Origin of the sequence: Flavobacterium anhuiense, from assembly GCF_050990855.1 — a bacterium.
Lineage (GTDB): Bacteria > Bacteroidota > Bacteroidia > Flavobacteriales > Flavobacteriaceae > Flavobacterium > Flavobacterium anhuiense_C.
The window spans coordinates 1,130,859-1,149,822 of sequence record NZ_CP158861.1 but is presented as its reverse complement, the minus strand read 5'-3'; the positions used below and the strand labels follow the sequence as shown (position 1 = coordinate 1,149,822).

24 protein-coding genes are annotated in these 18,964 nt (G+C 33.8%); all 24 read left to right on the top strand.

Annotated features, from left to right (window positions below):
• Positions 1–20 precede the first annotated feature (20 nt).
• Positions 21–752, top strand: a complete 732-nt coding sequence (gene fabG, locus ABTV69_RS05265; RefSeq protein ID WP_433834609.1) for a 3-oxoacyl-ACP reductase FabG — start codon at positions 21–23, stop codon at positions 750–752.
• Between the two features lie 203 nt (positions 753–955).
• Complete coding sequence (locus ABTV69_RS05260; protein ID WP_433834608.1) at positions 956–2,191, top strand: beta-ketoacyl-[acyl-carrier-protein] synthase family protein; 1,236 nt, start codon at positions 956–958, stop codon at positions 2,189–2,191.
• On the top strand, positions 2,184–2,438 hold the full coding sequence (locus ABTV69_RS05255) for an acyl carrier protein (protein ID WP_306154150.1): 255 nt from the start codon (positions 2,184–2,186) through the stop codon (positions 2,436–2,438). Before ABTV69_RS05260 ends, ABTV69_RS05255 begins: the two co-directional genes overlap by 8 nt.
• On the top strand, positions 2,439–3,338 hold the full coding sequence (locus ABTV69_RS05250) for a lipid A biosynthesis acyltransferase (protein WP_433834607.1): 900 nt from the start codon (positions 2,439–2,441) through the stop codon (positions 3,336–3,338). It abuts the gene before it with no gap.
• A 135-nt stretch (positions 3,339–3,473) separates the two neighbouring features.
• Positions 3,474–4,376, top strand: a complete 903-nt coding sequence (locus tag ABTV69_RS05245) for a dialkylrecorsinol condensing enzyme DarA (protein WP_433834606.1) — start codon at positions 3,474–3,476, stop codon at positions 4,374–4,376.
• Between the two features lie 17 nt (positions 4,377–4,393).
• Positions 4,394–5,527, top strand: coding sequence for a beta-ketoacyl-ACP synthase III (locus ABTV69_RS05240; RefSeq protein ID WP_433834605.1), 1,134 nt, complete (start codon positions 4,394–4,396; stop codon positions 5,525–5,527).
• Positions 5,527–5,958, top strand: coding sequence for a hypothetical protein (locus ABTV69_RS05235; protein ID WP_433834604.1), 432 nt, complete (start codon positions 5,527–5,529; stop codon positions 5,956–5,958). The genes ABTV69_RS05240 and ABTV69_RS05235 overlap by 1 nt, the downstream gene beginning before the upstream one ends.
• A gap of 8 nt (positions 5,959–5,966) precedes the next feature.
• Positions 5,967–6,434 carry an ABC transporter permease gene (locus ABTV69_RS05230; protein ID WP_433834603.1) on the top strand — a complete coding sequence of 156 codons (468 nt, stop codon included), beginning with the start codon at positions 5,967–5,969 and terminating at the stop codon, positions 6,432–6,434.
• A gap of 29 nt (positions 6,435–6,463) precedes the next feature.
• Complete coding sequence (locus tag ABTV69_RS05225) at positions 6,464–6,868, top strand: hypothetical protein (RefSeq protein WP_433834602.1); 405 nt, start codon at positions 6,464–6,466, stop codon at positions 6,866–6,868.
• A complete protein-coding gene (locus ABTV69_RS05220) occupies positions 6,869–7,867 on the top strand; it encodes a BtrH N-terminal domain-containing protein (RefSeq protein WP_433834601.1) in 999 nt (332 codons plus the stop codon). It begins immediately after the preceding gene.
• Between the two features lie 63 nt (positions 7,868–7,930).
• On the top strand, positions 7,931–8,629 hold the full coding sequence (locus tag ABTV69_RS05215) for an ABC transporter ATP-binding protein (RefSeq protein ID WP_433836677.1): 699 nt from the start codon (positions 7,931–7,933) through the stop codon (positions 8,627–8,629).
• On the top strand, positions 8,619–9,902 hold the full coding sequence (locus ABTV69_RS05210; protein ID WP_433834600.1) for an ABC transporter permease: 1,284 nt from the start codon (positions 8,619–8,621) through the stop codon (positions 9,900–9,902). The genes ABTV69_RS05215 and ABTV69_RS05210 overlap by 11 nt, the downstream gene beginning before the upstream one ends.
• Positions 9,877–10,326 carry an acyl-CoA thioesterase gene (locus ABTV69_RS05205; RefSeq protein WP_433834599.1) on the top strand — a complete coding sequence of 150 codons (450 nt, stop codon included), beginning with the start codon at positions 9,877–9,879 and terminating at the stop codon, positions 10,324–10,326. Before ABTV69_RS05210 ends, ABTV69_RS05205 begins: the two co-directional genes overlap by 26 nt.
• 185 nt (positions 10,327–10,511) lie before the next feature.
• A complete protein-coding gene (locus ABTV69_RS05200; RefSeq protein ID WP_433834598.1) occupies positions 10,512–11,660 on the top strand; it encodes a beta-ketoacyl synthase N-terminal-like domain-containing protein in 1,149 nt (382 codons plus the stop codon).
• Positions 11,661–11,665: 5 nt separating this feature from the next.
• On the top strand, positions 11,666–12,304 hold the full coding sequence (locus ABTV69_RS05195) for a hypothetical protein (protein WP_433834597.1): 639 nt from the start codon (positions 11,666–11,668) through the stop codon (positions 12,302–12,304).
• A 15-nt stretch (positions 12,305–12,319) separates the two neighbouring features.
• Positions 12,320–12,937: a 3-oxoacyl-ACP synthase gene (locus ABTV69_RS05190; protein ID WP_433834596.1), complete on the top strand. Its 618-nt coding sequence runs from the start codon at positions 12,320–12,322 to the stop codon at positions 12,935–12,937.
• 2 nt (positions 12,938–12,939) lie between these two features.
• Positions 12,940–13,197, top strand: coding sequence for a phosphopantetheine-binding protein (locus tag ABTV69_RS05185; protein WP_008465883.1), 258 nt, complete (start codon positions 12,940–12,942; stop codon positions 13,195–13,197).
• 140 nt (positions 13,198–13,337) lie between these two features.
• On the top strand, positions 13,338–14,537 hold the full coding sequence (locus ABTV69_RS05180; RefSeq protein ID WP_433834595.1) for a beta-ketoacyl-[acyl-carrier-protein] synthase family protein: 1,200 nt from the start codon (positions 13,338–13,340) through the stop codon (positions 14,535–14,537).
• Complete coding sequence (locus ABTV69_RS05175; RefSeq protein ID WP_433834594.1) at positions 14,537–15,598, top strand: beta-ketoacyl synthase N-terminal-like domain-containing protein; 1,062 nt, start codon at positions 14,537–14,539, stop codon at positions 15,596–15,598. Before ABTV69_RS05180 ends, ABTV69_RS05175 begins: the two co-directional genes overlap by 1 nt.
• Positions 15,595–16,371, top strand: a complete 777-nt coding sequence (locus ABTV69_RS05170; protein WP_433834593.1) for a polysaccharide deacetylase family protein — start codon at positions 15,595–15,597, stop codon at positions 16,369–16,371. The genes ABTV69_RS05175 and ABTV69_RS05170 overlap by 4 nt, the downstream gene beginning before the upstream one ends.
• A gap of 121 nt (positions 16,372–16,492) precedes the next feature.
• Positions 16,493–17,119, top strand: coding sequence for a LolA family protein (locus ABTV69_RS05165; protein ID WP_433834592.1), 627 nt, complete (start codon positions 16,493–16,495; stop codon positions 17,117–17,119).
• A complete protein-coding gene (locus tag ABTV69_RS05160) occupies positions 17,085–17,720 on the top strand; it encodes a hypothetical protein (protein WP_433834591.1) in 636 nt (211 codons plus the stop codon). The genes ABTV69_RS05165 and ABTV69_RS05160 overlap by 35 nt, the downstream gene beginning before the upstream one ends.
• A 37-nt stretch (positions 17,721–17,757) precedes the next feature.
• Entirely contained in the window at positions 17,758–18,345 is a 588-nt protein-coding gene (locus ABTV69_RS05155; RefSeq protein WP_433834590.1) for a porin family protein, read from the top strand.
• Positions 18,346–18,351: 6 nt separating this feature from the next.
• Entirely contained in the window at positions 18,352–18,963 is a 612-nt protein-coding gene (locus ABTV69_RS05150) for an outer membrane beta-barrel protein (protein ID WP_433834589.1), read from the top strand.
• Position 18,964: the final 1 nt, after the last annotated feature.

The window sequence follows — 18,964 nt, the reverse complement described above, 5'->3', positions numbered from 1 at the left end:
AAACAAAACCAACCATATAAATGAAATGTGTATTAGTAACAGGCGGTTCTAGAGGAATTGGAAGTGCGATTTGCAAAAAACTAGCCGTAGAATCCGATTATCATATTCTGATTAATTATCATTCGAATAAAACAGCTGCCGAAGAAACATTGCAAGAAGTTCAAAAACTAGGCGCAACTGGAGAAATCTTAGGTTTTGATGTTTCCAATTTTGAGAACGTACAAAATGTTTTAACTGCTTGGCAGGACGCCAATCCTGAAAAATTAGTTGAAGCAATAGTAAACAATGCCGGAATCACAAAAGACGGGCTTTTTATGTGGATGACTCCAGAAGACTGGAGCGGCGTTATGAATACTAGTGTAAACGGTTTCTTTAATGTAACACAGTTTTTCATTCAAAAAATGTTACGCAACAAATACGGCCGAATCGTAAATATGGTTTCGGTTTCTGGAGTAAAAGGAACTGCTGGACAAGCCAATTATTCGGCTGCAAAAGGTGCAATTGTAGCAGCGACAAAAGCTTTGGCTCAAGAAGTTGCAAAAAGAAATATTACTGTAAATGCTGTGGCTCCAGGTTTTATCAGAACCGATATGACAAGTCAGTTGGACGAAAAAGAATTATTAAAACTAATTCCGGTAAATCGTTTTGGTGAAGCGGAGGAAGTAGCAGATTTGGTAAGCTTTTTGATTTCCAAAAAAGCCAGCTATATTACAGGAGAGATTATTAATATAAACGGCGGAATATATTCTTAAGAATTTCTCCAATGTTTGCGTGAGGTTCATTTAAGTTTTTAATGCCGAAAAATTGTTCGCAAAGACGCAGAGTCGCAAAGTTTTTTAACAAAAAGACTTTAAAAAATATACTTTGCGACTCTGCGTCTTTGCGAGATTAAAAAATTAGTGCCTTTTGATTAAAAAATTACACTTTAAGGATATAAAATTACTTTTGAAAGACGATGAATAGAAGAGTTGTAATTACTGGAATGGGAATTTATTCTTGTATCGGAACTTCATTAGACGAAGTAAAAGATTCGTTATATGAAGGAAAATCTGGTATTCAGTTTGATTCTGAACGTAAAGAATTTGGTTTTCAATCAGCCTTAACAGGAATGGTTCCGAAAGCCGATCTTAAAAATTTATTGACTAGAAGACAACGTATGAGCATCGGTGAAGAAACCGAATATGCTTATATGGCCACTATAGAAGCTCTTAAAAATGCCAATATCGATGATGCTTTTTTTGACGATCACGAAGTAGGTATTATGTACGGAAACGACTCTGTTTCTAAAGCCATCATTGACGCTACAGATATTGTACGCGAGAAAAAAGACACTGCTCTTATTGGTTCTGGCGCCATTTTCAAATCGATGAATTCTACGGTAACCATGAATCTTTCGACGATTTTTAAACTACGAGGCATCAATCTTACCGTAAGTGCCGCTTGTGCGAGTGGTTCTCACTCCATTGGTTTGGCTTATTTTTTAATTAAAAGCGGTTTTCAAGATATTGTAATCACTGGCGGAGCCCAAGAAATTAATAAATATGCGATGAGCAGTTTTGACGGATTAGGCGTTTTCTCTAACAGAGAAGGCGATCCGACAAAAGCTTCAAGACCTTTTGATTCTGGTCGTGACGGATTAATTCCGAGTGGCGGTGGAGCAACTTTAATTCTAGAAAGCTACGAATCTGCCGTTGCGCGCGGTGCCAACATTATTGCTGAAATTGGCGGTTACGGATTTTCTTCAAACGGAGGACATATCTCAACTCCAAACGTTGATGGACCATCAACTGCAATGAAACGTGCTCTTGATGATGCAAAATTACAAGCATCAGATATCGAATATATTAATGCTCATGCAACTTCAACACCAGTTGGAGATGCCAATGAGGCAAAAGCTATTTTTGAAGTTTTTGGAGAAAAAAATCCTCCTGTAAGTTCTACAAAATCCATGACAGGCCACGAATGCTGGATGGCGGGAGCAAGCGAAATCATTTATTCTATCCTAATGATGCAGCACGATTTTATCGCGCCAAACATCAATTTGGAAAACCCAGATGAAGATGCGTCAAAATTAAATTTAGTTAAAACTACGTTAAACAAAAAATTTGACATATTTTTGTCCAATTCTTTCGGTTTCGGAGGAACCAACTCTGCGTTGGTGGTTAAAAAGTTTAAATTGAACAATGAATAAAGAAGAGATTATAGCAAGAATAAACGGTTTTTTGGTTGATGAATTTGAAGTTGATAATGACGACATTGAACCTAATGCTAATTTAAAAGATACACTTGGTTTAGATAGTCTGGATTATGTTGATTTGGTGGTTTCAATTGAAGCAAACTTTGGTGTAAAACTAGTTGAAGCAGATTTTGTTGGAATTTCTGATTTTCAAAGTTTCTATGACCTAATCGAAAACAAAATCAAAGCCAAGTCAGCTTAAATGAGTCAATGGGATGGCAAATCCAAAGGAACTGTTTTAGGTTATAGAATATTCGTTTTTTTGATTAAAAAAGCGGGTATCAAATCTGCTTATGTCCTACTTTATTTTGTTGCTTCCTATTATTTTTTATTTCTAAGAAAAAGCAACAAAGCCATTTTCTACTATTTCAGAGAAAGACTTCAATACTCTTATTTCAAATCAAAAAAAATGGTTTTCAAGAGTTATTATACTTTTGGACAAACCATTATTGATAAGGTTTCTATTTCTGCTGGAATGCGAAACAGATTCACTTATGAATTTGACGGAATAGAAACGCTAAAAAAATTACTCGCCGAGAAAAAAGGCGGTGTACTAATTAGTGCGCACGTTGGTAATTTTGAAATTGCCGAACATTTTTTAGGAGATATCGATCTTAATTTTCAAATCAATCTCGTTACAACAGATTTAGAACATTCTGCCATTAAGAATTATCTAGAAAGCGTTTCTCAAAAACCTACCGTAAAATTTATTATCATAAAAGAAGATCTCTCTCATATTTTTGAGATCAATGCCGCTTTGGCTAAGAACGAATTAATCTGCTTTACAGGCGATCGTTATTTTGAAGGAACAAAATCGCTTTCTGAAAACCTTTTGGGCAAAGAAGCCAATTTCCCAGCGGGTCCATTTTTAATTGCTTCACGATTAAAAGTTCCTGTAGTTTTTGTTTATGTAATGAAAGAGCCAAACCTGCATTACCATTTATACGCAAGAGAAGCCGAAGTAAAACACCGAGACGAAAAAGCACTTTTGAAAGAATATGTAAAAAGTGTAGAAAGCATTTTGCATCGATATCCATTGCAATGGTTCAATTATTTTGATTTTTGGAATCAGTTAGGAAACAAAGATTCATTATCAAAATAACACCAAAAAGACACTTTTCGATTTATTTTTTTTCAATAAATCAAAAAATTAGGATTTCATTGTCGTTGGTCGAAATAAGAAAATTCGTTTAAATAAATTTACTTACTTTTGCTGACCACCAAAGCCGAAAACCTAATGAAAAATGTTCTCGTAATTTATTATTCTCAGTCTGGACAGCTAGAATCTATTGCACGAAATATTGCAAAACCCTTTCTAAATTCGGAGGAAATAAATCTCACTTTTCACGAAATACAACTAGAGAAACCATTTCCTTTTCCGTGGAATAAAGACTCTTTTTTTGATGCTTTCCCAGAATCGTTTTTACAGATTCCTACTGCATTAAAGCCTGTTCCAGAAGAAATTTTAAATACAAAGTTTGATTTAATTTTATTTCATTATCAGGTTTGGTATTTATCGCCTTCAATACCGATTAATTCCTTTTTGAAAAGCGAAGACGCCAAGAAAATTTTGAACAATACTCCTGTTATTACTATCAGCGGTTCTAGAAACATGTGGATTATGGCCCAGGAAAAAATCAAGGTTTTATTACGAAAAGCCAATGCCAATTTGGTTGGAAATGTAGCTTTGGTAGATCGCGTTGGAAATTTAATCAGCGTTATTACAATTGTAGAATGGATGTTTTCTGGAGTTAAGAAAAAATATTTAGGTATTTTTCCGCTTCCAGGAGTTTCAGAAAAAGACATAGAAGAATCAAGTCAGTTTGGAGAAATCATGCTCGATTCTTTACAGCAAAATAATTTAGCACAATTACAGCCCAAATTGGTCAATGCCGGTGCGGTAAAAATAAGTTCGTATTTAGTGACTGTTGACAAAACGGCCAATAAAATTTTCAATAAATGGTCAAACATCATTTATAAAAATCAAAAAAACCGAAAACAGCTGCTTAAAGTATTTAATGTTTATTTATTCCTTGCGATATGGTTAATTTCACCAATAGTGTATATATTGCACCTTATTACCTATCCGCTTAAGTTAAAAACTATAAAAAAGGAAACTCAATATTATCAGGGAGTTTAGAAGACGAAATTTAGATTATGTTTGAAGTATATATTACAAAAGCTGCAAAATATTTGCCCAACGAAGCCGTTTCTAATGATGAAATGGAAGCCTTTTTAGGCCTTATCAATGATACTGCTTCTAAAGCAAGACGCATTATTTTGCGCAACAATAAAATTACAAGCCGATATTACGCTGTTGATAAGGAAGGAAAAAGCACACACAGCAATGCCGAATTAACAAAAAATGCCATTTTACCGTTATTCGATGAAAATTTTACACCTCAAGATGTAGAAGTGCTTTCATGCGGAACCTCAACTCCAGATATTTTCTTGCCTTCGCACGCTGCGATGGTTCATGGTCTGCTAAAAAACAAATCGGTAGAATTAAACTCTTCAACTGGAGTTTGCTGTGCCGGAATGAACTCTTTAAAATTTGGTTTTCTTTCTGTTAGATCTGGAAATTCAAACAATGCAATCTGCACAGGATCTGAAAAAGTTTCGACTTGGCTAGCTGCTCAAAAATACAATCACGAGGCTGATAATTTAAAAAGCCTTGAAGAACAACCTATTATTGCTTTCAAAAAAGATTTCCTTCGCTGGATGTTATCTGACGGCGCTGGAGCCTTTTTATTAGAAAATAAACCAAGAGGTCCAATTTCGCTAAAAATAGAATGGATGGAAGCTTTTTCGTATGCTTACGAATTAGAAACTTGCATGTATGCTGGAGGCGATAAATTGGAAAATGGTGAAATAAAATCATGGAGCGATTATGCGCCAGAACAATGGCTGAACGAATCTGTTTTCTCAATTAAACAAGACGTTAAATTATTGGACGAATTTATCCTGTCAAAAGGTGCGGAAAGCATGAAAGACGCAATGGATAAAAACAATATAAAATCTGAAGATATTACTTATTTTATTCCTCACGTTTCTTCTAACTTTTTTGTGGAAGGACTGAAAAAAGGATTAACAGAAAAAGGTATCGGAATGAGCGACGACAAATGGTTCATGAATCTTTCTAGAGTTGGAAACGTAGGCTCTGCCTCTATCTACTTAGCTCTCGAGGAATTAATGAATTCAGGGAATTTGAAAAAAGGAGATAAAATTTTATTATCTGTTCCAGAAAGCGGAAGATTCTCTTTCGCGTACGCGTATTTAACGGTTTGCTAATGGAAACAATGGCACTTCTAGAAAAAGAAATGGTAGAAAATTTACTGCCACAAAAGTTCCCTTTTGTGATGGTCGATACCATGCATTCTTATTCTGAAACTTCTTTGGTTTCTGGTTTAGAAATTCAGAACGATAATATTTTTGTTTCTGAAAACATTTTTTTAGAACCAGGATTAATTGAACACATGGCGCAATCAGTAGCATTGCATACAGGTTATCAATATTTTTTGAGAAACGAAGTTGCTCCAACAGGCTACATTGGTTCTATTAAGGAAATTGAAATTAAAAAGCTTCCAAAAGTAAACGACAACATTCAGTCTGAAGTAACGATTCTGCAAGAGTTTGCCGGAATTACTTTGGTTGATATTGTAACGACTTTGAATAATGAAGAAATTGCCAGAGGACAAATGAAAACCGTTTTGGCAAAATAAAAACGATAATGAAAACTACTTCTGCTGTTGACATACAAAATTATTTACCACACCGAGCTCCAATGCTTATGGTGGATTTGATTTTGGATATTGATGCCAACTTTGTAGAGACTGTATTCCTGATTAAAGAAGACAATATTTTTGTTCAAAACAATGTTTTTAATGAAGCAGGTTTAATCGAAAATACCGCTCAGACGTGTTCTGCAATTGTTGGAAAAAAATACTTTTTTGACGACAACGGCATTGAAAATGAGAACGTAAATGTAATTGGATTTATCAGTGCTTTGAAAAATGTAAAAATTCATGCACTTCCAAAAGTCGGAGAAACTATTGTTACTAAAGCTGATTTGGTTTCAAAGTTTGTTGGTGATAATTACACTTTATGTACGATGAGCTGTAAAAGCTTACTTGGAGAACAGATACTCTTAGAATGCGAAATTAATTTGTTTATTCAAAAGACAATTTCGGTTTCGTAACAATTCCACTTGAAAATAATAACTAGGTAATGGAAAAAGATAAAGTACCTCAGGATCAAAGCAACTTAACGAAAAATAACGTAAAAGAACTTTTGTATGCAACTGATGAAAATGGCAATTACACCACAACATTAAGTACGGGATGGGAACCTAAAACAATAGCACTTTCCAATTCTATTGACGAAATAAACGAAAGAATAGCCGATGCCAAACAACAAGTTTTAAATGGCGAAGTGAGTCCGATTGTGTATTTTATGGAAGTCAGTAAAATGGATCTTACGATTTTATCAAGTTATGTCGGATTCTGGAAATGGCGAGTAAAAAGACATTTTAAACCTAGTGTTTTTGCCAAGCTAAGCGACAAAATTCTAAAAAAATATGCCGATGCTTTTGGAGTATCAATCGACGAATTAAAAAACAGCATTACCAAATAAATGGAATTAACTTTCACACATCATCAGTCTGCTCATTGCGAGAATGGAGTAGCGTCGAATCTGCTAAAAAATAGCGGACTAAACATTAGCGAACCGATGGTTTTTGGTATTGGCTCAGGGTTATTTTTTGTCTATCTGCCTTTCATAAAAGTCAATTATGCGCCAGCAATTAGTTACAGAACTTTGCCTGGACAGATTTTCAATAAAGTTGCCAATCGTTTACATTTAAAAATAAAAAGACAAAAATTTTCTTCTGTAGCAAATGCGAATAAAGCTTTAGACGAAAATTTAAAAAATAATATTCCAACAGGATTACAAGTTGGAGTTTACAATTTAAGTTATTTTCCAGACGAATATCGTTTTCATTTCAACGCGCACAATTTAGTCGTTTATGGAAAAACCGAAACCGAGTATTTAGTTAGCGATCCTGTAATGGAAACCGTTACGACTTTAACTTACGAAGATATGAATAAAGTGCGTTTTGCCAAAGGAGCTTTTGCGCCTCGCGGACAAATGTACTATCCAATACAGATTCCAAAAGATGTTGATTTAAAAAGCGCTATTATTAAAGGAATCAAAAATACGTGTCGCGATATGCTCGCTCCAATGCCAATTGTGGGCGTACGCGGAATCAAATTTGTTTCCAGACGAATTAGAAAATGGCCTATAAAACATGGAACCAGAAAAGCCAATCATTATCTGGCGCAAATGGTTCGTATGCAAGAAGAAATTGGAACTGGCGGTGGCGGTTTCCGTTTTATTTATGCCGCATTTTTACAGGAAGCTTCGGTTATTTTGGCTAACGAAGAACTGAAAGAGCTTTCTAAAGAAATGACAAAAATTGGAGATTCATGGCGTGACTTTGCTGTTGAAGCTTCACGTATTTACAAAAACAGAAGTGCCAAAGAAGATGCTTACAACAAGATTGCCGATGAACTTTTGGACATTGCCAATAGAGAAGAAATCTTTTTCAAAAAATTAAAAAAAGCGATCAGCTAAAAACCTATTTTGCAGTCTATCATTCAAATAGAATCCCTTTCGAAAAAGTACAAAAATGCAGAAATGTATTCTTTGAACAACGTTTCGTTAAATATAAATGAAGTTCAGATTTTTGGTTTGCTTGGACCAAACGGCGCTGGTAAAACCACTTTAATTTCTATGCTTTGCGGATTGGTAAAACCAACTTCAGGACATTTTACAATTGATGGTTTAGACTATCAGCATCATTCCTCAAAAATTAAAAAAATTATTGGCGTTGTTCCTCAAGAATATGCTTTGTATCCAACTTTGACAGCGAGAGAAAATCTGCTGTATTTTGGAAGCATGTATGGCTTAAAAGGTTCAGATTTAAAGGATAAAGTGATCGAAGCTTTGGATCTTTTGGGTTTATTGAAATTTGCCGATAAACAAGTTCAGACTTTTTCGGGCGGAATGAAACGCCGCGTTAACCTAATTGCAGGAATTCTTCATAATCCGAAAGTTTTGTTTTTGGATGAACCAACTGTTGGTGTCGATGTGCATTCTAAAACTGCCATCATCGATTATTTGAAAGCGCTCAACCAAAACGGAACGACGATTATTTATACATCGCATCATTTGGCTGAAGCCGAAGATTTCTGTACGCAAATTGCGATTTTAGATCAAGGACAGATTTATGCGCAAGACACTCCATCAGCATTAATTGAAGCTACAAAAGATGCCCGAAATCTCGAAGATGTTTTTATTTCATTAACTGGTAAAGCGTTGAGAGATGATATATAAAATTTGGATGTCGGTAGTAAAAGAATTCCTTTTGCTAAGAAGAGATTTAGGCGGATTGATTATTTTATTTGTCATGCCTTTGGTTTTGGTCATTGCCGTAACCTTAATTCAAGACAGCACTTTTAAAGCCGTAACCGATTCTAAAATTCAGATTCTTTTGGTGGATAAAGACAAAGGAGCTGTTTCGAAAACCGTTTTCGAAAATTTAGAAAAAAGCAACTATTTTACCGTTGTAACAAAAATTGATAATCAGCCTATCACGGAAGAAATTGCCAAAGAAAATGTGTACAAAGGAAAATTTCAATTGGCAATTGTAATTCCAGAAAATCTAAGTTCTGATTTACAAGCCAAAGTTGAGCAGAATGTAGAAAAAATAGTCAGCAATTTAGGTTTGACAGATAGTACTTCAACTGTAGAACCTCAACGCGTTATTAAAGAAAAAGAAGTCAAACTGTATTTTGATCCAGCCGTTCAAATGAGTTTCAAAAATGCGGTTATGAGTTCAATCGACAAAATGATTTCGCAAATTGAAACCAAATCGATTTATTCTACTTTCCAAAAACAATTAGGAGAAGAAACGATCGATTTTGAGCAGAAAAACTTTATTACTTTCAAAGAAATAATTCCGAGAATCAACAACAAAGAAGTTCGACCGAATTCGGTGCAGCATAACGTTCCAGCTTGGACACTTTTTGCTATCTTTTTTATTGTGATTCCATTATCAATCAATATTGTAAAAGAAAAATCACAAGGAACTTTTGTTCGATTAAGAACCAATCCCGTTTCCAATTTAATTGTAATTATTGGAAAAACCATCACCTACTCGATCATTTGCATGATTCAGTTTTATATGATGGTTGCCGTTGCCGTTTTCTTATTTCCATCCATCGGATTGCCTTCTTTAAACATCGAAGGGCATTTCTTTTTGACTAGTGTTGTGGCCTTATTTTCGGGTTTTGCAGCAATCGGCTTCGGAATTTTATTAGGAACTGTGGCAAGCACACAAGAACAATCTGCTCCTTTTGGTGCCACAAGTGTCATTATTTTGGCTGCAATTGGAGGTGTTTGGGTTCCTGTTTTTGCCATGCCGACAATCATGCAGTATATCGCAAAATCTTCTCCAATGAACTGGGGATTAGAAGCTTTTTATGATGTCTTGCTTCGAAACGTTTCTTTCCTAGAAATCATTCCAAGAATAACTTTGTTATTTTTGTTTTTCATTATTACAACTTCCATCGCATTATTTTATGACAAAAAGAAAAGAGCAGTTTAAAGAAGCTACAGATCTAACCGTTACACATGAAATCAGGATTCGTTTTAACGAAACAGATCCGCTTGGAATTGTTTGGCACGGAAACTATATCACGTATTTCGAAGATGGACGCGAAGCCTTTGGACGCCAGCATGGACTTACGTATTTGGATATTGCCGCTACGGGTTACACCACGCCAATTGTAAAATCTACTTGCGAACATAAATTGTCGTTGCGTTACGGCGATGTTGTAACAATAGAAACAACGGTTGTTGACACGCCCGCGGCAAAAATGATTTACCGTTTTAAAATTATTGACGACAAAGGAGAAGTAGCCTGTACAGGAGAAACGACTCAGGTTTTTTTAGATAAAGACGGAAATTTAATGCTGACGAATCCGCCTTTTTATGAGGAATGGAAAAGGAAAGTTGGGTTGTTGAAATAGAACACGACCCAACGATAGCGAACAGGCGAAGCAATTCACAAGTTAGCACAAATTAAAATTAAAAAATCTTTTTTAAATCTGCTGAAATCCTTATAAATCTGCGTGAAACTTTTTTAAGCAATCTAAAACAAAACACACCTACAAGGTGTTGGAAACCTTGCAGGAGAAGAAAATGAAAATATAAAATGATAAGAGAAATATACATTACAGAAACGAATTGTATCACACCTTTAGGTTTTGATGTAGAATCGAACGTCGAAGCCATTCTTCGTGGCGATTCTGGAATTCAGCTTCACAATGATATTTCTTTGATGCCAAATCCGTTTTATGCTTCGATTATCAGTGATGAAAAAATAAACAGTGCTTTTGCAAAAATCAGTACTGAAACCAAATATTCCCGTTTAGAAAAAATGATGATTTTGGCTTTAGAACCAATTATCAAAAATTCTAAAGTCGAATTAAACTCAAAAACCGCTTTTATACTTTCTACTACAAAAGGAAATGTAACAGCTTTACAAAATAATTCCGAAGAAAGTTTTAACAACGCACATTTAGATGTTTTGGCAAAAAACGTTGCCAATTTCTTCGGATTTCAAACACAACCAATTGTCGTTTCAAATGCTTGTGTTTCTGGAATTTTAGCAGTTTCTATTGCGAAAAGAATGATTCAATCTGAACTTTATGACAATGTTTTTGTTGTTGCTGGCGACGAAGTTTCAGAATTTGTTTTGTCTGGTTTTAACGCCTTTCAAGCAATGAGCGAACTGCCTTGCAAACCGTATTCTAAAAACAGAACAGGCGTAAGCTTAGGCGAAGCAACTGCTGCAGTTTTGGTTTCGGCGAATCCGGCAACCGCTAAAATAAAAGTGATTGGCGACAGTTCTATAAACGACGCGAATCATATTTCTGGACCTTCAAGAACAGGTGAAGGTTTGTTTAGAAGTATTCAGAATGCTTTGAAAGAAGCTAAAATTGAAGCCAATAAATTAGATTATATTTCAGCACACGGAACCGCAACGCCTTATAACGACGAAATGGAAGCAATTGCTTTAAATCGTTTAGATTTACAAAATGTTCCAATTAATAGTTTAAAAGGATTTTACGGTCATACATTAGGCGCTTCGGGATTATTGGAAACGGTAATTGCGATAGAATCTGCCAATCAAAATAAACTTTTTGAATCTAAAGGTTTTGATGAAATCGGTGTAAGCGAATCTATCAATGTGATTGAGAAAAACGAAGAAAAGAATATTGAATATTTCCTGAAAACAGCGTCTGGTTTTGGAGGTTGCAATACGGCTGTGGTTTTTAAGAAAATTAAATTTAATTCATAATTGAAATGAAAATAATCACTTTTCTCTTTTTGTTATTTTACTTAAACATTAGTGCACAAATTCAAGATGAATTTTTCGTTAATGATGTAAATTCTATAGAATTATTGACAGTAAATTTTTGTGTTGATAATCTTGGAAAAACAAGTTCTGTGATTATAATTCCAGAAAAAACGACTTATAAAAATAAGGAAAATATTGCCCAAGTTGTTGCTTATAGAAAAGGAATAGAATATTATCCTGACAGTAAATTAAGAAATAATTGTTATGACTTTATATTTAGATTTATTAATGCACGATTCGAAAATAAAAAACTTGAAGAATCCAAAATTTCAAAGTGTAAAGAATTTAAAAATGGATTATTTAGATATAATGATGGTGCCTATTCTGATATAATTATCGAAAGAGACGAAAAATTTCAGGTAGAAAAAAATCAGAATGGTTTTTCCAAATATAAAATCGATTGGATAAACGATACCAACTATGTACTTACTTATTTAGAAGTAAGCGATAAGAATTTAGAATATTTAATTGGTGAAAAAATCTATGTTGAAATCATTGAAATTCTAGAAGATGAAAGTTATGTTTATAAAAGTAATTTATTAGATCGAACACGTATAACTGGAATTATCAAACGAATAAATTAGCGACTGATTTAAAAAATGACTCAAAACAAACCCAACATACAATCCTACATCAAAATCGAAAACAACGAAATTGTTTTGAACGGAACTTCTGTATTCAAAATCGAACCAACAGATTTTGCAGATTTTGCCAAACAAGCGTATCGTAATTTTGAAATGCAGTATCCAAAGTTTTTCAAAATGGACGCTTTGAGCAAGCTGGCTTTTTTGGGTTCAGAACTGCTTTTGAGTCCTATTACCTCAACGGAACAAGAAAATAATATCGCTTTGGTTTTGGCCAATAAGTCTTCGAGTTTAGATACCGATGTAAAATATCAGGAATCCATTTCAGATAAAGAAAACTATTATCCGAGTCCGGCAGTCTTTGTTTATACGCTGCCAAATATTTGTTTGGGCGAAATAAGTATACGCCATCAGCTGAAAAGTGAAAATTCTTTTTTTATATTTGATGCTTTCAATGCTGAATTTTTGTTGAACTATTTAGGGATTTTGTTAAACACAAATAAAGCAGATTCCGTTCTGTGTGGTTGGGTAGAATTTTACAATGACAATTATAAAGCGTTTCTTTGCATCATCAGTAAAGAAGAAAACGAGAAATATAAAAACGAAACTATCAATACATTATACAATAAATAATCATGGAAGCATTAAAAGAAGAATTAAAAAATAAAATCATAACAACTTTAAACCTTGAAGATATCGCAGTTGAAGATATTGCAGATAACGATCCATTGTTTGGAGACGGTTTAGGTTTAGACTCGATTGATGCACTTGAATTGATCGTGATTTTAGATAAAGATTACGGAATTAAATTAGTTGATCCGAAAGAAGGAAAAGCTATTTTCCAGTCAATCGAAACTATGGCTGCGTATATCAGCGCTAACAGAACTAAATAAATTTTAGATTTCAGAATTTAGATTTTAGATTTCCTAAACCGAAATATTAAAATCTAATTCAGATACTACATCAACTTTGTCAAAGTTTAAAACTTTGACAAAGTTCAAGAAAATCTAAAATCATAAATCTAAAATCTAAAATGACAAGAGGTGTTGCAATAACGGGAATGGGAATTATCTCTGCGATTGGTAATTCGGTTGAGGAAAATTATATTTCGTTGATCGAAAACAAAATCGGTATTTCTCGTATTCAAAATATAGCTACTGTTCACGCAGATGTAATTAAAGTTGGCGAAATCAATAAAACCAACGAAGAACTCATCAATGAATTGCAACTGAACGATGATAACAATTTTTCCAGAACTGCTATGATTGGCACTTTGGCTGCAAAACAAGCTGTTGAAAATGCTGGCATTACTGATATAAATGAATTTAGAACCGGACTTATTTCTGCCACCAGCGTGGGCGGAATGGATATGACGGAAAGACATTACTACGATTATTTCGAAAAACCAGAATTGGTAAAATACATCACTTGTCACGACGGCGGCGATGTTGCTGATAAAATTGCTGAAGAATTAAGCCTAAAAGGAATGGTTACGACAATTAGTACAGCTTGTTCTTCTGCAGCTAATTCGATTATGTTGGGCGCGAGATTAATCAAAACGGGAAAATTAGATCGCGTAATTGTGGGCGGTGCCGATGCTTTGGCAAAATTCACTATCAACGGATTTAAGACTTTGATGATTTTATCGGACGATTACAACAAACCTTTTGACAATACCAGAAAAGGATTAAATCTTGGAGAAGCGGCTGCTTTTTTGGTTTTAGAATCGGATGAAATTGTAGCAAAACAAAACAAAAAAGTTTTGGCAAGAGTTTCTGGTTACGGAAATGCAAACGATGCTTATCACCAAACTGCCTCTTCAGAAAATGGAGATGGCGCATTTTTGGCAATGAAAAAAGCGTTTGATGTTTCGGGTTTAAAACCTTCTGAAATTGATTACATTAACGTACACGGAACGGCAACGCCAAACAACGATTTATCTGAAGGAAGAGCTTTGCTTCGCATTTATGAAAACGAAACAGTTCCAGATTTCAGTTCTACAAAACCTTTTACAGGACATACATTAGCGGCGGCGGCTGCAATTGAAGCTGTTTATAGTGTTTTGGCCATTCAAAATAATGTGGTTTATCCGAACTTGAATTTTGACATTCCGATGGAAGAATTTGATTTGAAACCGCAGACATCTTTAAAAAATAAAAACATCGAACACGTTTTATCTAACTCTTTCGGTTTTGGAGGAAATTGTTCAACCCTTATATTTTCAAAAAGCTAATGAAAAAAACATATATAAATGGAGTAGGCTGTATTTCGACTCAAAAAACATTTAATACTGTTTTTTTGGAAGAAGCTGTTGTAAATCATGACGAAAATGTACTGGCAATTGTTCCGCCAGCGTACAAAGAATATATTTCGCCAGCTGCCAGCCGACGCATGGCAAAAGGTGTAAAAAACGGAATCGTGGCTTCAGCTTTGGCAATGACAGATGCCAATGTTGAAAATGTAGATGCGATTATTACCGGAACTGGTTTAGGTTGTATCGAAGATTCTGAAAAATTCCTGAAAAGCATTTTAGATAATAATGAAGAGTTTTTAACCCCTACTTCGTTCATTCAATCGACTCATAATACTGTTGGTGCTCAAATTGCACTTTTACAGCAATGCAAAGGCTATAATTTTACATACGTAAATGGTGCAGTTTCTTTTGAATCGGCTCTTATTGATGCCAAAATGCAAATTGAAGAAGACGAAGCCAATTCAATTTTAGTGGGCGGTGTTGACGAAAATGGAGAATATACCACTTCCCTTTTCAAATTAAACGGACGCATTAAAAAAGACAATTCCGGACCGTATGATGTTCTGACTTCTGATACAACTGGAGCAGTTTATGGAGAAGGCGCTAGTTTTTTTGTTTTAGAAAATGAAAGAAAAGAAAATACGTATGCAGAACTTCTAGATGTTTCTATTGTAAATAATTTAGAAGAAAACGAAATTGAAACTGCTGCTAAATCTTTTCTAAATTCCAATAATTTAGACATTTCAGATATTGATGCTTTAGTTTTAGGTTTTGACGGAAATGTCGATTTCGAAAATTATTATAGCAATCTTGCTAAAAATGCATTTGCTCAAACTCCTGTTTTATACTATAAACATTTGAGTGGCGAATATGATACGGCTTCTGCTTTTGCTTTTTGGATGGCTTCTAAAATTTTAAAGACACAAGAAATTCCAGAAATTGTAAAAGTAAATGCTGTTGAAAAGCCAAGCTATAAAACGATTTTATTATACAATCAATTAAACGGAAAAAACCATAGTTTTACGCTGCTGTCAAAATGATAACGCATAAAAACATATCGCTGTTTTTTATCTTTTTTTTGCTTTTATTGTTTCTTCTGAATCTTTATACTGCAATAAATTTGTGGTTCTTTTTTGCTGTAATTTTTATCTGGATTGGAATAAATGCTTTTGGTTCAGCCCGAATTTCTTCCAATTATCATGTAAAAGCGTTTTGCAGTAATCCTTTAGAAATAGAAAAAAAAATCGCGCTTACTTTTGATGACGGTCCAAGCGTTTATACTTTGGAAGTTTTAGAACTTCTGAAAAAATACAATGCCAAAGCGACTTTTTTCTGCATTGGAAAAAATATCGAAACGCATCCAGAAATTCTTCAAAAAGTAATTTCTGAAGGTCATTTGATTGGAAATCATTCGTATTCGCATTCAAAGTTTTTTGATTTTTATAATGCCAAAAGAATAACCGATGAACTTCAGAAAACAGATCAACTTTTAGAAAAATTCACGTCCAAAAAAATCAACTTTTTTCGTCCGCCTTATGGAGTTACGACGCCATCGATTGGAAGAGCTTTAAAAGTAACGGGACATAAAGTTATCGGTTGGAATATTCGTTCGCTTGACGGAGGAACCAAAAATCAGGAATTAATTTTGAATCGAATTAAAAAACACGTTTCTCCTGGCGGAATTGTACTTTTGCATGATACAGGAAAACATTCCGTTTTGGTCTTGGAACAGTTTTTGCAATTTTTACAACAAAATAAGTATCAAGTCGTTTCTATAGAGGAACTTTTGAATCTTAAAGCTTATAAAGATTGAACGCAGATTTAACAGATTCGCTTACGCGAAGACGCTGATAAAAACGGATTTTTTCAATTAATAATCCGTGTTAATCATTTTATCCCGATAGCTATCGGGAGTGCAAAAATTTTAAATTATTATGAAAACTAAAATAGCACTATTAATTCTTTTTATATCAGGCAGTTTGTTTGCTCAAGAGCAAAAAATGACTGCTGCCGAAATTTCTCAATTTAAAGAAGATGTTAATGTTGTGGCAAAAAAAATCAAAACTTTAAGTACTGATTTTATTCAATATAAACACTTAGATTTTTTATCGAAAGATATTGAAACTTCAGGGAAAATGGTTTTTAAAGAACCTGCTTTATTATCATGGCAATACAAAAAACCATACAATTATAGCATTGTTTTCAAAAACGGAAAAATCCTGATTAATGATGAAGGGAAGAAAAGCGCTGTTGATATTGGAAACAGTAAAATCTTTGCTCGAATCAATAAATTGATTGTGGGAAGTGTGAGCGGAAATATGTTTGATGATAAAGAATTTACCATCTCGTATTTTAAAGTGAAAGGTCAAAATCTGGCGAAATTTATTCCGAAAGATGCGACGCTGAAAAAATACATCAAACAAATCGAACTGACTTTTGATAAAGAAGAAGCAACAGTTGTTCAGGTAAAACTATTAGAATCATCTGAAGATTATACCCGAATTGTACTTAAAAATAAAGTGATCAATGCAAAAATCGACGATTCAGTTTTTACTAATTAATTGCTTTCTGGCAATCGTATTAATTTCTTGCGGCTCTGTCACAAAAAATTATACGCCCAAAAAATTAGACAAAACGTCTTATACAGTTCCGTATTTCACAGATTCGAAAGCCGATTATGTTTATAAAACCAACATCAGCGTTTACGGAAATGAATTGTCTGGAATTTTCATTGCCAAGAAAATAAACGACACCACGCATAGAGTGGTTTTTACAACCGAATTCGGAAATAAATTAATGGATTTTGAAATCTCAGAAACCGATTTTAAAGTCAATTCTATAGTTTCAGAATTAGATAGAAAATTTTTAATCAATACTTTAAAAGAAGATTTCAGATTGCTTTTAAAGAAAGAATATCAGCTTCAAGATCAGTTTGAAAATGAATCGGCTGACATTTATAAATCGGAAGACGGCAAACGAGACAATTATATTTTTATCTCCAAAAAAGATCAGAAATTAGAAAAGATCGTTCACGCATCCAAAACAAAAGAAAAATTTACACTGCTTTTCAATTCAGAAAACAATATTTTTGCTGAGAAAATTCAAATTATCCATCAGAATATTAAGCTGAAAATCGATTTGCAACAGCTAAAATCTGAATAGAAAATTAAACTAACCATAAACTTTAAATGAATTAGAAATGAGAAAATTTGCTGTAATTGCATTTGTTTTATTAATCGGAATCCAAGCAAATGCGCAAGTAAGAGTTAGTCCTGGACTTAGAGGAGGTTTGAATGTATCGACATTATCAAATATTGACGACAATAGTTCTAAAACAGATTTTTATGTTGGTGGATTGGTAGACATTAAATTCAATAAATTTTTCTCTTTACAACCAGAGATCAATTATTCAAGACAAGGCGATCGAGGAAGATATTTTGAAAACGGTCGTTACTATTCTGAAAATTACGAATTGAATTATATAACACTTGGAGCGGTTGCTAAATTTAACTTTGGTGGTGGAGGCTTTCATCTATTAGCAGGACCATCTTTAGATTTAAAAGTTAGCGATAATTATATCAATACGAATCCAGAAGATGTTGACTTTGCTTTTGTTGGAGGTTTGGGTTATACGCTGCCAAATGGTTTGACATTTGAAGCAAGATTCAAACAAGGATTATTAGATATTTATGGTTACGAAGGCATTGATGACGGTTATTATTATGACCAAGTGATTTTAAATCAGGTTTTCCAGATTGGAATTAGCTATACATTCAAAACAAAATAAAAAAGCATGAGCAAAAAAATAGTCTTTTTAATTGCTGTCTTTTTTACAGTTTTTTGCATACAAGCACAAATTTCAGTTAAACCAGGTTTAAGAGCTGGATTTAGTTTTTCGACCATTTCTGAAATGCACGCCGATTATAAAACTGATTTTTATGCTGGTGGTTTTACAGAAATTAAGATAACCAAAATTTACGCGCTTCAACCAGAGATTAATTACAGCAGACAAGGTTCTAATAATGTGGCGCGAAATTATTTTGATGAAAATACGCAGACAAACAAAGTAGAGCATTTAGATCTTGACATAAACTATTTGTCTCTTTCTATGATAAACAAGTTTACGCTGCCACAAGGAATTCAGTTTCAAGCGGGACCAACATTAGATATTTTATTGAATGATAATCTTGCTGTTAGAAAAGCGCAAAATGATCTTGGTTTGGTTTTAGGAGTTGCTTATGCCCTGCCTTCAGGTTTGACATTTGAAGCTCGATTTAAAAAAGGACTGCTAGATATTTTGAGCAGCGATTATTATCAAAACGACTCTAATAATTATTATTTATTTGGAGATTATAATACAAACATTAATTTTCAGTTGGGGGTTTCCTATTCATTTGGAAAATAAA